The organism is Pseudoalteromonas sp. P1-7a, assembly GCF_001401855.1.
Taxonomy (GTDB): Bacteria; Pseudomonadota; Gammaproteobacteria; order Enterobacterales; family Alteromonadaceae; genus Pseudoalteromonas.
This window is the reverse complement of sequence record NZ_LKDU01000001.1, coordinates 58,068-71,217: the sequence shown is the minus strand read 5'-3', so window position 1 is coordinate 71,217 and position 13,150 is coordinate 58,068. Positions and strand designations below refer to the sequence as shown.

Sequence of the window (13,150 nt, the reverse complement as noted above, 5' to 3'; positions counted from 1 at the left end):
ATTTCTCCAAGCGCCACTATGTGCCGTATTTGTTATATAAATAAAAAGTATTTGGTTGCCTAATAGCAAGTAACTTGCTGTTTGGCTTGGGAGGTACTTTTTACTTATTTACTTGCTTTAACAAACGAGATAATCTGAGTCATCAATAAAGAAAAAGTTTATCGCATGAAATCACCTATACATCTCAATGCATTAAAAGCGTTTGAAGCAAGCGCAAGGCACCAAAGTTTTTCAGCGGCAGCTGATGAGCTAAACGTAACCCCAGCAGCCGTTGGGCAGTTGGTAAAAACATTAGAAGAGTGGCTCGACACGCCGCTGTTTCATAGAATGAGTTCAGGCAAAACACGGCTAATAACCACCGAAACCGCGCAAAGTGCCCTGCCATTAATACGCGAAGGGTTTGATAAACTTGCTCAAGGGCTAGACATTTTAAAAGATAACGCCGTAAGTGGTGCGCTAACGGTTGCAGTAAGCCCTGCATTTGCCGCTAAATGGTTATTACCTAGGTTGCATTTCTTTCAAGAAATATGTTCGCAAACCAGTGTAAATTTAAATACTAATTTAAAACCTGTTAATTTTACTGAGCAGCGCATAGATATAGGCATACGCTTTGGCGTAGGCAATTGGCAGGGCTTAAGCGCAGAAAAACTAATGGATGAAGAGGTATACCCGGTATGCTCTCCTAAGTTTTTAGAAGACTCAAACCGCTTAAATACCATAGATAAACTATTGAACGAAACCCTAATACACGATCAGTCAATGGATGACCATACGGGTTTTCCGTCTTGGTCGGCGTGGTTAAAAAAAGCCGGAGTAACAGGCCCTTTAACCACTAAAAGTATTCAAATAAATAACTCAGCGGCTGTATTGCAGTCAGCTATTGACGGTCACGGCGTGGCGTTAGCACGCAGTGTAATGGCTAAAGATGACCTAGCCGCTGGGCGATTGGTCAGGTTATTCCCTCATATTTATTTTGAATCGCCTTTGGCGTATTACGTTATTTATCGCCCCGAATGTGCTGAGCTGCCAAGAATACAGGCATTTAAAGAATGGCTATTTAAAGAGATAGAAAACCCGCGGGCTAAAAGAAATTAAAGCTCAGGAGTACTTTTATAACTCATAACAGTAAAGAAAATGTTTACCATATTAAAAGATAATCTCTGTGGTTAACCACGTTCATTCCCCGTAAGCTTTCGCTCCAAGTTAGCCACTTAAATGACTAAAGTGGCGTTTAATTAGGAGTAAATATTATGTCACAAGTAAGAGTATCGCCATGGCAAGATGGCGAGCAAGCCCCAGCCGAACTACTCGCCGAAATGCAAGGTCGTCGTCCAAACGGTGAATTAATAGGTATAGATAGAGTACTACTAAAAAGCTTTCCTTTAGCTAAAGGCTGGAATGAGTTGCTAGGGCGCGTTAGAGCAAACTTTGGTTTATCGCTTGAGTACCGCGAACTTATTATGCTGCGTGTGGCGGTATTAAACAAAGCCGATTTTGAATGGAATGTGCACTACCCAGCATACATACAAGCTGGCGGTAGCGATGAAAAAGCCACTGCACTTAAAAGTGTGGTAGTAAATGCTGAGTTATTCTCTGAGCAGGAGCTGGCTTTGCTTGAACTTACTGAGCAGTCAACCACTAAAGTAAATGTTGATAGCGACGTTATTGAACGATTAAAAGCACTATTTGGCGAAACGCAAACTGTAGAAGCGGTAGCAACTGTGGCTGCTTATAACATGGTATCGCGCTTTTTAGTGGCGTTAGACATTTAAATACCTCAACTACAACTCTCTTTTTAGCCCCTTACATACTTTTAGGAAAGTGAAATCATGCAAAAATTAAACGCTATAGACTCAGATAGGCTTGAGCCGAGCGACCCTCAAGTTCAAACAGCTAACTTATGGCGTTTAATGTTAGCCCAGGCACTTTCTGGGGCTAATAGCGTTGTGCTATATGCAACAGGTGCGGTAGTGGGCAGTTTGCTTGCTCCTACTGCACTTTTAGCCACTTTACCTGTTTCTATTTTTGTTTTGGGCATGGCGTTGTGTGTTTTACCCGCCGGTGAATTAGCACGAAAATATGGCCGCCGTGCAGCCTTTATGGCCGGAACTGGCGCGGGAGTTTTAACCGGACTATTAGCGGCTATTGCGTTGTATATAGACAGTTTTTGGCTGTACTGTTTATCTGCGCTATTGGGCGGCGCTTATGCGGCAGTGGCCTTATCATTTCGGTTTGCTGCAACCGATGGCGTGCCCGAAAATAAACGCCCGCAAGCGCTTTCTATGGTAATGGCAGGTGGCGTAGCTGCAGGTGTTATTGGCTCTCAGTTAGTTACGCATACCATGCACCTATGGTCAGACAAAATGTTTGCTGCCACATTTATAGCGCAAGCCATTGTCGCGGCTCTCGCTGGTGTTATTTTGTTTGGCGTTAAATTGGCTAAGCCTTTAGCAAATCAAGCATATTCAGGAAGGTCATTGAGCACAATAGCTTTGCAACCACGATTTATAAGCGCGGTTATTTGTGGTGCAGCATCGTATATGGTGATGAACTTTTTGATGACATCGGCCCCTTTGGCAATGCATATGCACGGACATAGCCAAGAGTCAGCAAACTTAGGAATGCAGTGGCATGTTATTGCTATGTATGCACCTAGCTTTTTTACCGGTAAGCTCATTGCACGTTTTGGGGCTGCTCGTATTTCTGTTTTTGGTATTAGTTTAACTGCAATTTCAGCAGCTATAGGCTTTTTAGGTGAAGGTGTATATCACTTTTACGCGCTGTTAATTTTGTTAGGCATAGGTTGGAACTTTGGCTTTTTAGGGGCATCAGCATTAGTGCTCGAAACGCACAAGCCAGAAGAAAAAAACCGTGCTCAATCGTTTAGTGATTTTATTGTGTTTGGCTTAATGGCGGTGGGCTCTTTTTCATCGGGTGGGTTATTAAGTGCCTACGGTTGGCACACCGTTTTATGGGCATCGTTTGTGCCTTTATTACTGGCCGTTATTGTTTTGATATTTACCAAAAAATACCAAGCCTAAACACACTAACCGCCCTACAAGCCGCTTATATAAGCAAGCTAAAGTTTATTAAGCTGCTGGCAAAGTAGCCTTACTTTTAATTTTTGTAGCGAGGCTGTTTTATATGAAATATAACGCGGCCTAAAATATTCCCTTGCTTGATTAAACCAAGCTCTTTTGTACTTGTGCTACTGGCATGGTCGCCGCTTAATAAGTAGGTATTATGCAGTCCTATATGGCAAATACGTTTGATGATGCGGCCATACTTTGGGTGCTCTACCAGTACTACATCACCTAGTTGGTAGTTTATATTTGGCCAGCACATACTTAGTACATAATCTAAATCAAAAAAAGTAGGAGACATACTCTGCCCCCTTACTTTGCTTATGTTGCACTTTAACACAACGTGAGAGCTAGGCGCTTTTTAGGTCTGGGTAGACCACGTGCTCGCTTGGCGGGTATGGGCTTTTTGCTTGATAGGTTGCAATGCCTTTGGTTTGCCAAAACGAGTCTGCAAATTGATTTACTAGTGCGAGTAATTGCTCAGCGTGTTCGCGATCTATATGTTGTTTACACTTTGATGCAGTGAGCATAATTGAATGCACTAATGCATGCGTATCAGGAAACTGATCAAACTGAGGCTGTTTAAAGTAGTCGCCCCAAATTACGCGTACTTCTTCTTTTACTTTAGAAGCATGAATTTCTTTTTCGCGCACTAACCGCGCAAGTTGTGCAGTATTTGCTACTGATAGCGGTTGTTCTAATTCGTTAATAATGTCTATAAATCTAATTACGCTTAATGCTGCAATTTGTGCAGTGCTTGGGTCGTATATTTTGCAAGGAATATCGCAATGTGCTGCTGCACTTTTAAATTTTAAAAGTTTATCTAGGCTGTTAATAAATGAGTAAAGCATACTGCGTTTCCTTATTATTTATTGCGCTTGGCACGTTTGTAAAACGAAAACGAAAAAGCGGCTACTACGGCTATAATGGCGCCATAAAATAGTAAGTGTAAGTACGCAGCAGACCAATGCGCGTGGTCGTGACCTTCGTGGGCAAAAAGCGGTAAGCTCACCATGGCTATAAAAATAACGAGTAAGTTTTTCATGTGTTTATCTCCTTTAATTAAGACTCTGTGTTGCAAACGATACGGGTGTAAATGAATGCGTTTTAACAAACACCATAAGCTCACTGCGGTTTTTACTTAGCCCCCACAATAAAGCCGATAAGTCGTTGTGCTTATGGCTATTGCTAAGCTGTTTTTCTAGGCGGTGTTGGGCTTGTTTTAATAAACTGTAGGCTGAGCCACATTGCGTTTGCTGCGCGAGTAACGTTGCTAAATTATGATGAGCGACCAACATGGCACATACAGCGGCTTTATCTGTTGGGTGTGCGCTTAACAAGTTATTAGATAACGACAAAGCAACTTGGTAGTGGCTTTTAGCACTTTTAATATTGCCATTGTTAAAGCATTCGTTACCTACTTTTGTATAGCTTTGCCATTGCTGGTACTCGCTTAAATTGTGCATATATTAGTGCTCTGTAAGGTGTTGTGGGTGTTGTAATGCGAGCTTTTTAAGTTGCGCAATACATGCAAAAACAAAATCACTGAGTTTGTCGTCACAATAAAAAAGGTCGTATAGCAGGCTAATTGATTGTGCTAGGGCGTTATGGGCAGCGTGTTTTTCGCCTAAAAAATACAGCGTGGCATACAGGCGCTCTGTAAGTGAGGTTATTTGGATAAGCTGCGTTTTATCGGCGTAATTATGCATTTGCGTTAGTAACGTAACGCTTTCTAGCGCACTACCTAAATGCGGTAATGCCTGTGCAAACTGGGTTTGTTTAAATAATGCCTCACCACTTAATTGTGCGGTTTTAATATCTATAAGTGCTTGCTCAGGTTGGCATAAAACATGTTGTTTATGCCTAGCGCACAGAAATGGCAAAACCATAATATGTTCCTCATTTATTTACTTGCTAAAACTGTAAAGTAGAAATACAAATAGATCAAATGATAATTGTTTTTATTTGTATTTATTTGGGTTTATGTTTTATTGGGGTGGTATAAAGCGCATTATAAATATATGATATTGATAATTATTTGTATTAATGGGTGTGTGAAGTGCGTATGAAAAAGTCTATGTTAGCTCTGGCGTTAGTGACTGGTTTGGGCGGTTGTAGTACAACCACTTTGCCGCCTGATAACAGCTCATCATTATATTTTTCAGCACTTTACAATTCACAAGCAAAACCTGTTAGCTCTGTATTATTAGAGCCAACACTTTTAAATGCCGATGTGATTTTAGTAGGTGAATGGCATACGCACCCGGGCGTGCATTTATTTCAGGCTGCGTTATTTGAGCAATTAAGCAAAAGTAATAAACGCACAGCCCTGTCGCTTGAGCAATTTAGCCGTGCTGATCAGCCTATTTTAAATCAGTACGTTAAGGGTGAAATTGGCGAGCAATATTTAATTGATAACACGCAAGCGTGGCCCAATTACAAAAGCGATTATCGGCCACTTATAGAGCTGGCTAAAGCGAACAATAGCGATGTAATAGCAGCAAATGCACCAAAAAATATTGTTACCTGTATTGGCAGGCAAGGGGGAAGTTACCTAAATAAACTTGATGAAACACAGCAAAGTTATATTGCCAGCACTATTGATACCTCCCCCAGTGATTATAAACAACGCTTTATGGCATCAATGCATCACGGCACGGCGAGTCAAAACGAAAACTATTATGCTGCGCAAGTTACCTGGGATGAAACCATAGCTGAGTCTATTGTTAACTATTTGAATAATCATAACGGTACGCGGGTAATGCATATAGCGGGCGATTTTCATGTGAAAAATGGTGAAGGTATAGCGCGTGTTATTAAGCGGTTAGCACCATCGCTCAATGTTGTTTGGATATCACCGGTAACAAGTGTGCAAGCTAATCAAACAGGGTATCAGTTGCAGGTTAACGCTTTGCCACCTCGTTATGTGCAAAAACAGCATCAACAAGCGGCTTTTAAAGCGTTAGCTAAACGCGGCGAGCAAACAGTTTGCTTATAAAATAACGACATAGTTAGTGAATCTTTTAGCTAGGGCTCAGGTTAACTATGTCGTCATATATTTAGTTATTGCGGGCTTGGTTAGTTAACTCAACCAATGCTTTACGAACCTCTAACGGGCTGTTGCACAAGGCTTTAAAGTTAATAAAGTAGTTACGCTTTTGGCTTTGTATATAAAAGCCTGTGGGTAATAGGCCGCTCATTATTGGGGTGTTATCAGCAACGCTGTGGTGCTGCATTAATATGAGCGACATAGCATCTTGATGATCGTCGTTCATGTGGTTAATCATGCTTTGCTGCTGGCTTTCGTCCCAGGCTTTTGCCTCGCCCTGCCACTCGGCTTGTTCAAGCCAAAATATTTTGCCAAATCCGCCAATGTAACGCACTCGTACTACGTCTAATTGCCATAATTGAAAGTCGTGCGCGTTGCGATAGCTAGCGGCTTCGGGGTATAGGGCAATATAGTTATTAAGCAAAGTGTGTGCTTGCTCACTTGGCACAATAGAGCCATCGCCTACAAGCGTTACTCGCCCGTGCTCGTTTTGATCGCCACTGGCGGCGGCATCAAAAATAGTTAGGCTCATACGAGAGTCGTGTTTTAGGTTTTTAGTGTGCTGGGCTATATCGCTAATAAAAAAGTAAACCCGGCCTTGCTCGTCGCACATATAGGGAGTTACTGAGCCAAACGGGTAGCCGCGTAAATTATTAGAAATAGTCGACATAACACCGGCATTGGTTTTGTAAACCAAGGTGCGTGCATCGTTTAATGCTTGCTCTCTCATAAAAACTCCTGACGTTGAGAAAAAACCATGGGTGCATCGTTATAAGGATGAGGATTTACGTGCAGTTTCATGGCGTACATTTGTTGTAAGTTTTGTTCAGTTAGTACAGTGTTTATAGGCCCGCTTTGCAGCACTTTTTTGTTGTGCAGTAAAATAGCGTCGGTTGCATACAGGCTGGCCAAATTTAGATCGTGTATTGCTATAATAGCGCTGTTACCTTGCTCTACAAATGCTTTAACGCAGCTGAGCAAAGCATGCTGATGGCGCATATCAAGTGCGGATGTAGGCTCGTCGAGCAGCATGAGTTTTGGCTCGGCCGATTGTGTGAAGGCGTTTAGTTGCGCTAAAGTGCGCGCCATATGCACACGTTGTTGCTCGCCGCCCGAAAGCGCACTTACGCGGCGAGTTAAGTAATTACTTAAATCCATAATAGCGGCGTACTTATGTACTTTTTCGCTTTGCATTTTTAATGACTCTACATACGGGTAGCGGCCCATAGCAATAAGCTCAAATACGGTAAAATCAAACCCTACATGGTTAGCTTGCATCATTACTGCGCGCTGTGTAGCTAGGCTTTTTTTAGCGTGAGTGGCCAGCGGCTTATTATTAAAAAGTACACTACCTGTAAAGGCATGCATACCCGCTAAGGTATGTAGCAAAGTAGACTTACCCGCGCCATTTTCACCAAGTAATGCGACAAGTTGGCCTTGTTCAGCACTGCCATTAATGGTGTTTAAAACGCTATGGTTGCCAAAGCCAACGCTTAGATTACTAAACGCGATCATGACCAACCTCGCTTATTTTTAACGATTAAATAAATAAACAATGGCGCACCTAAAAGCGCAGTAATAATGCCAATAGGTAGCTCTGCAGGCATAACGACTAAGCGTGCTAACCAGTCTGAAAGTAGCAATACTACTATGCCAATTAACATACAAAGCGGCAGCATATTACGTAAATGCGGCCCCACCATTAGGCGGGCAATATGCGGGACGACTAAACCAACAAACCCTATTAAGCCGGTAAGCGCCACGACTGCACCAACACCTAATGCAACAAGTATAATGACATATAATTTAAGTTTATTGGTGTCTACTCCTAGGTACTGAGCTTGGGATTCGCCAATTAGGAGTAAGTTCATGGGCTCTTTTAAGCGCCACAGGCCAATAAGACTAATAAGCAGCAAAGGCGCAGCTTGAATAATAGTGCCCCAGCTTGCTCCGCCTAACGAGCCCATGGTCCAGTAATTTATTAATCGTAGTGCGCTGTCGTCAGCAAAAAAGCTCAATAGCCCAATAACCGCAAAGGCTAATGCGTTAATAGCCACTCCCACTAATATAAGTGTGGTGATATTAATTTGCCCTTGTTGCTTGGCAATAAAATATACCAGCGAGGTTACCCCAAGCGCCCCCAAAAACGAGGCATAAGGTAAATACAACTGCGCGTTAAAACTAAACTGCGCGCTAAGTGCAATAAATGCTACTGCAACCATGGCCGCACCCGCACTAATGCCAATAATAGATGGGTCGGCCAATGGGTTGCGGCACAGTGCTTGCGTTGACGCGCCTGTTTGGGCAAGCACCAACCCGACAAGTACAGCAAGCATAAAGCGTGGCAAACGTATTTGCATAACCACATTAATTTGTAGCGCATCAAACTGGTTAAAGTACTCGGGTGCCAGCCACGCAATGGCTAAACGCCAATCCCATCCGGCAGGCCCGTACCCTATGCTTAGTAGCGCCAAAGCAAAAATACAAACAGATGAAAATAGCATCCATTTATGGGTTGGACTAAGAGTTACAGGCCTAAAGTGGCTCAATGTTAGGGTGTTCATAAGTTAGCTTTATACTCGCTAAGCGCATTAATTGCTGTGGCAATGCGCGGCGACATGCCAAGCGAAAGCAGGCTATTCATTACAAGTAAATTACAGCTTTGCGCCGCTTTTAATAAACGTAGAGTAGGCTGCTCACAAAAGGCCTGCTTACCGCCAAGGCTGTGTACAACGTGGGCTGGGGCGACTAAAAAATCGGGCTGATTTACAGCCAGTATCTCAGTGTTAATTGCTTTAAATCCTGAATGCGTAGCGCCTATATTAGTAATGCCTGCGTAGCTAAATAATAAATTAGGCACGGTTTCTTGCCCGGCGGCAACAAGCCCGCGCTCATTAGCTGAGAGTAAAAATAGCGCACTGTGCGTTTGCTGTTTTGCCTTTTTGGGCAGCGATTTTTTAATTTGAGTAATAAGTGACTGTGCTTTTTGCTGGGCGTTTAAATCGTCACCCAAGCGTTTAATTAGCGCAAGTAGCTCGTTAACAGAAGTAGGCTTTTTATAATGAATGAGCTTAACCCCTGTTGCCTCAATTTGCTTAAGTGCTTGGCTTCGCCCTGCCCCTTCAAGCGCTAATAAGGTGGTTGGGCGCATAGAAAGTACGCCTTCTGCTGCTAAATCGCGATAATAACCCACCTGCGGTAACTGCGTAGCTTGTTGCGGGTACATGCTAGATTGATCAACCGCTACAAGGTCATTTTGTTGGCCTAGCGCATAAATTATTTCAGTTAGGGTGCCGCCCGCGCTAATAACGCGTTCTTGCGCAAGTGCAGGTTGGGCCATTAAAGCAAACACTATAAATAGGTATTTCATTACATACTCCGGTTTTTATTTTTCGGCTATTATAATCAATTAAACCTAAATGAAAATGATTATCATAATTAATTGATCTCAATTTGACTTAGTTGTAACATCTCCGCCATAAATAATAACTATTATCATTTGGAGTTGAAATGAATCCCTCTGCATTTAAATTTACTGCTATAGCAACCTTATTACTTGGCTCGGGTGCTGCATTTGCCGAAAACATAATTGACGACCATATTGTTGTAAGTGGCTCGCGCTTTGAACAAAAGCTTAAAGATGTAACAGGCTCAGTAACGGTTATTACCGAACAAGACATAGAGCACCAGCTAGCAGTAGATTTACAAACCATGTTTAAATACGATCCTAGCATTGCAACCACAGGCAGTGGCGCAGGCGCGCAAACACTTACCGTGCGTGGTGTTGGTGGTAACCGTGTTGTATTTATAAAAGATGGCCGACGCACTAACGATGGCTACGCAGGTGGAGGGGGGTATTTAGTTGGCCGCAATTACTTTGATGTTGCAGGCGTAAAACAAGTAGAAGTAGCCAAAGGTGCAGCATCGTCTTTGTATGGCTCTGATGCACTGGGTGGCATTGTGGTTATAACCACCAAAGATCCAAGCGATTATTTAAAAGATAACAGCAGCTTTGTAAAAATGGCACTTGGGTATCAAGGTCAAAGCAACCAAGTTGCCGCCGATATTACCGCTGCAAAAGATTTAGGCGACTTTGCTGTAAGCGCCGTTTATAGCCACCGCGACAGCGAAGAAGTACAAAACTATGATGAAAACTTACCTGGCTACGATGCGAAATCGGACGCTTTATTAGTTAAATTTGAGCAACAGCTTGATGAAAAACGCACAGTTAAATACACCCTTGATTACTTTAACCAAACAACTGAGCAAGTAATTACTCCCGCCGTTCAAGAAACCGAAGAAGACGACACTAATTGGTCACTAGCGCTAGATTACTACTCAGAGGTAGCAACAGCGGCGTTTGATAAATGGCACGGGCAAGTGTCTTACAGTAGTTACGAGCAACAAAGCGACCAAATTAGCGGTGCAAGCACCTACACCGATTATAACGACTATCGTTTTGAGCAAAATATTTTAGGTTTAAAAGCGGTATTTAATAAAGGACTTAAAGGAGAAACCACCGATCACGAAGTGGTATATGGGATTGATATAGACTTATACGACACCACCCGCCCACGTTTTAAAACCCGTGTTTTAGCTGATGGCACGGTTGATTTTACAGACCAAAAACAAAAAGCATTCCCGGGGGCTGATACCTCTTTAATAGGAGCCTACGTACAAGATAGTATGTCGTTTAAAAACAGTGCGTGGTCGGTTATTGCAGGTGTGCGATATGATTACTACACCCTAGAGGCTAAAAATGATGAGCTATACTTGGATGCACAGCTTGATGATATTACCGAATCTGCTTTTTCGCCTAAACTAGGTGTTATTTACCAAGTGGATGATAACTTATCGTGGTACGGGCAATACGTACGAGGCTTTAAAATACCGCCACACGACCAAGCCTATCAAAGCCATGGTGTTGAACCGTTTTATCAAATATTACCAAACGCTGATTTAGACCCTGAAAGCAGCGACTCATTTGAACTTGGGTTAAGATACGCCAGCAGCGATATTAGCGTAAATTTAAGTGCTTTTTATGCAGCATACGATGACTTTATTGAAACCGCCGTAGTGGGTGTTGAGCCAACATATATTCCTGGCGTAAACAAAACGCTGTTTCAGTATCAAAACATTAGTGAAACTCAAATAAGCGGTGTGGAAGCAGGAATTGCCATGTATATTGCTGAAAATATACTACTAGAGGCAAACGTGGCCTATGTTGATGGTGAAAATAAAGAAACCGATCAGCCACTTACCAGCATTAGCCCGCTAAACGGCTCGGTATTGTTAAGCACGGAGCTTGGCGATATTAACTGGACCGCTGCGTGGCGTTTAGCTAAATCGCAATCGGATGTGGTGCTTGATACAAACGGCGATAAAACTACCCAAGGACATGGCTACGGCGTTGTTGATTTATACGCAAATTACGAGTGGCAGGCATGGCAGTTAAATGTAGGCGTACTTAACTTGCTTGATAAAGAATATGTCCCTTTTGAGCTAATTGCAGGGCAATCACAAAGTGCTGACTTTAGCCAATACACCCAACCTGGGCGTAATTTTTCAGCCAAAATAAGCTATGAGTTTTAATTAGCGTTTAACGCATTACATGCCAACAAGCGCTGTATGCTGCGTGAAGCTGCAGCGCCTTGTTATTTTTTTTAAATGACACCCATTTTAACTTATCGGTATTAACTGGAATAATTATAAGGAGACACCCATCTTAACTTTTCAATCGATTGATTGGGTTAACGACCTAAGCTTATAAACTTAATAAGACACCCACCTGAATAACCCATAACTAAATTAGAAGGACACCCATCATAATTTTAAATAAATTGGCTTAATTAATCAGGCAACTTTAAAAACTCATAAGCTAATTGCTTATTTAGAGGCATTTACGGCGGTTATTTTAAAAATGTGTTGTTAGGTATGTGGTTAGCTAAATTAAGAGCATGCTTAAACCTGCTGCTATGCAGTTTTAAACTATTAAGGAGGCTTTAGGCTAGTAGCTTTTTACAATTACTATAATTTACTCGTCGCTTTTTATTTAAGTGTTCGCAATAACTTACATGTGATTGCGGTTTACCTACCGCACCGTGAAATACGCGGGTAAAGTCAGTAGTGAGTTTTAACCAATTCTCTGGCGATATGTTTACTCTTTCTAATAAAGGGAGTTGGGTGCTTTCAATAAACCCTGGTTTATCATCGCGAATGATGCGCCCAGTAAGTTCAACTAATTCAAGGTAATATTTAAGCTCAAACGGTAAACCTTTTGGCATAAATTTACGTGGTTTACCTGCAAACTTTAAAAGTTGTTTGGGCTGCTTTGAATTTTTAGCGCCCTCAATACGTTTTTGCACACTTGTAAAGTTGGAGATTTCAGGAGTTTTAGCCGCTTTTGCCCTAATTGGATTTAAATCAACGTAAGCCATACAAGCTGCAAGGGCTGCTTCATCAAGAAGAGCTTGTGATTTAAACCGCCCCTCCCAAAACCGGCCAGTGCATTTATCTTCTTTATTAGCTTTTCGGGCAATATGTTCGTTTAAAACGCGCATAAACCAGCTAATGCTAGATAATCTTTCTCTGTATTGAATAACCGTTTGGCTTAAAAAATAGCGCTCAGTACTGCTAAGCTCCTCACCTTGTAAAAATTTTTGCGTTAGTGGTGTGCCTTTACAAAGCTTATGCCAGCGCAGCACTATGGCTTTGTCATTTAACCTATTTGCTTTTTTATCATCCACATAAAGTACAATATGCGTATGATTGCTCATAACTGCGTAAGCGCAAATATCAATACAAAATATTTTAGCGAGGCTAAATAGTTTTTGCTCTACCCAGCCTCTTCGGTGTTCGTAAGATTTGCCTGTTAATGAGTCTTCGCCGCATAAATAAGCATTGCGTACACAGCGCGAAATACAGTGATAGTATTTTGTATCAGCCAAACTTATTTGGCGTTTTCTTGCAATAGCCATGTAGCGCCTGTTTGTTTATTAAGCTAAATAAATTTTAGTTG

Annotated in this window: 15 protein-coding genes; 5 read left to right on the top strand and 10 right to left on the bottom strand. The window is 42.0% G+C overall.

Annotated features, from left to right (window positions below; all coding sequences use genetic code 11):
• The first annotated feature begins 165 nt into the window (after positions 1-165).
• From gcvA to AN389_RS00340, 3 genes are all read left to right on the top strand, one after another.
• On the top strand, positions 166-1,095 hold the full coding sequence (gene gcvA / locus AN389_RS00350) for a transcriptional regulator GcvA (protein WP_055018972.1): 930 nt from the start codon (positions 166-168) through the stop codon (positions 1,093-1,095).
• Between the two features lie 155 nt (positions 1,096-1,250).
• On the top strand, positions 1,251-1,772 hold the full coding sequence (locus tag AN389_RS00345) for a carboxymuconolactone decarboxylase family protein (RefSeq protein ID WP_055013536.1): 522 nt from the start codon (positions 1,251-1,253) through the stop codon (positions 1,770-1,772).
• A 57-nt stretch (positions 1,773-1,829) separates the two neighbouring features.
• Positions 1,830-3,041: an MFS transporter gene (locus AN389_RS00340; protein ID WP_055017031.1), complete on the top strand. Its 1,212-nt coding sequence runs from the start codon at positions 1,830-1,832 to the stop codon at positions 3,039-3,041.
• A 76-nt stretch (positions 3,042-3,117) separates the two neighbouring features.
• Here AN389_RS00340 and AN389_RS00335 read toward each other — a convergent pair whose 3' ends face one another.
• From AN389_RS00335 to AN389_RS00315, 5 genes are read right to left on the bottom strand one after another with little or no spacing between them, the layout of a single operon-like run.
• Positions 3,118-3,423 carry a S24 family peptidase gene (locus AN389_RS00335; RefSeq protein WP_268795547.1) on the bottom strand — a complete coding sequence of 102 codons (306 nt, stop codon included), beginning with the start codon at positions 3,421-3,423 and terminating at the stop codon, positions 3,118-3,120.
• Between the two features lie 10 nt (positions 3,424-3,433).
• Positions 3,434-3,934: a superoxide dismutase, Ni gene (sodN, locus tag AN389_RS00330; protein WP_055013533.1), complete on the bottom strand. Its 501-nt coding sequence runs from the start codon at positions 3,932-3,934 to the stop codon at positions 3,434-3,436.
• A 14-nt stretch (positions 3,935-3,948) separates the two neighbouring features.
• Entirely contained in the window at positions 3,949-4,128 is a 180-nt protein-coding gene (locus tag AN389_RS00325; protein ID WP_055018971.1) for a hypothetical protein, read from the bottom strand.
• 13 nt (positions 4,129-4,141) lie between these two features.
• On the bottom strand, positions 4,142-4,549 hold the full coding sequence (locus tag AN389_RS00320; protein ID WP_055013531.1) for a hypothetical protein: 408 nt from the start codon (positions 4,547-4,549) through the stop codon (positions 4,142-4,144).
• A 3-nt stretch (positions 4,550-4,552) separates the two neighbouring features.
• Positions 4,553-4,972, bottom strand: a complete 420-nt coding sequence (locus AN389_RS00315) for a hypothetical protein (protein ID WP_055018970.1) — start codon at positions 4,970-4,972, stop codon at positions 4,553-4,555.
• Positions 4,973-5,148: 176 nt separating this feature from the next.
• On the opposite strand from AN389_RS00315, the gene AN389_RS00310 reads away from it, so the two are divergent.
• Positions 5,149-6,081 (top strand): ChaN family lipoprotein, encoded by a 933-nt coding sequence (locus AN389_RS00310; protein WP_055018969.1) that lies wholly within the window; start codon positions 5,149-5,151, stop codon positions 6,079-6,081.
• Between the two features lie 61 nt (positions 6,082-6,142).
• Here the strand turns inward: AN389_RS00310 and AN389_RS00305 are convergent, their stop codons facing one another.
• From AN389_RS00305 to AN389_RS00290, 4 genes are read right to left on the bottom strand one after another with little or no spacing between them, the layout of a single operon-like run.
• The gene (locus AN389_RS00305) at positions 6,143-6,862 is read right to left on the bottom strand and encodes a HugZ family protein (RefSeq protein ID WP_055018968.1); all 720 of its coding nucleotides are present in this window, start codon (positions 6,860-6,862) and stop codon (positions 6,143-6,145) included.
• Entirely contained in the window at positions 6,859-7,647 is a 789-nt protein-coding gene (locus tag AN389_RS00300; protein WP_055013527.1) for a heme ABC transporter ATP-binding protein, read from the bottom strand. The genes AN389_RS00305 and AN389_RS00300 overlap by 4 nt, the downstream gene beginning before the upstream one ends.
• Entirely contained in the window at positions 7,644-8,696 is a 1,053-nt protein-coding gene (locus AN389_RS00295) for an iron ABC transporter permease (RefSeq protein ID WP_055013526.1), read from the bottom strand. The genes AN389_RS00300 and AN389_RS00295 overlap by 4 nt, the downstream gene beginning before the upstream one ends.
• A complete protein-coding gene (locus AN389_RS00290; protein WP_055013525.1) occupies positions 8,693-9,502 on the bottom strand; it encodes a hemin ABC transporter substrate-binding protein in 810 nt (269 codons plus the stop codon). Before AN389_RS00290 ends, AN389_RS00295 begins: the two co-directional genes overlap by 4 nt.
• A gap of 140 nt (positions 9,503-9,642) precedes the next feature.
• On the opposite strand from AN389_RS00290, the gene AN389_RS00285 reads away from it, so the two are divergent.
• A complete protein-coding gene (locus AN389_RS00285; protein WP_055018967.1) occupies positions 9,643-11,724 on the top strand; it encodes a TonB-dependent hemoglobin/transferrin/lactoferrin family receptor in 2,082 nt (693 codons plus the stop codon).
• A gap of 410 nt (positions 11,725-12,134) precedes the next feature.
• Here AN389_RS00285 and AN389_RS00280 read toward each other — a convergent pair whose 3' ends face one another.
• Entirely contained in the window at positions 12,135-13,109 is a 975-nt protein-coding gene (locus AN389_RS00280) for a transposase (protein ID WP_055018966.1), read from the bottom strand.
• Positions 13,110-13,150 lie beyond the last annotated feature (41 nt).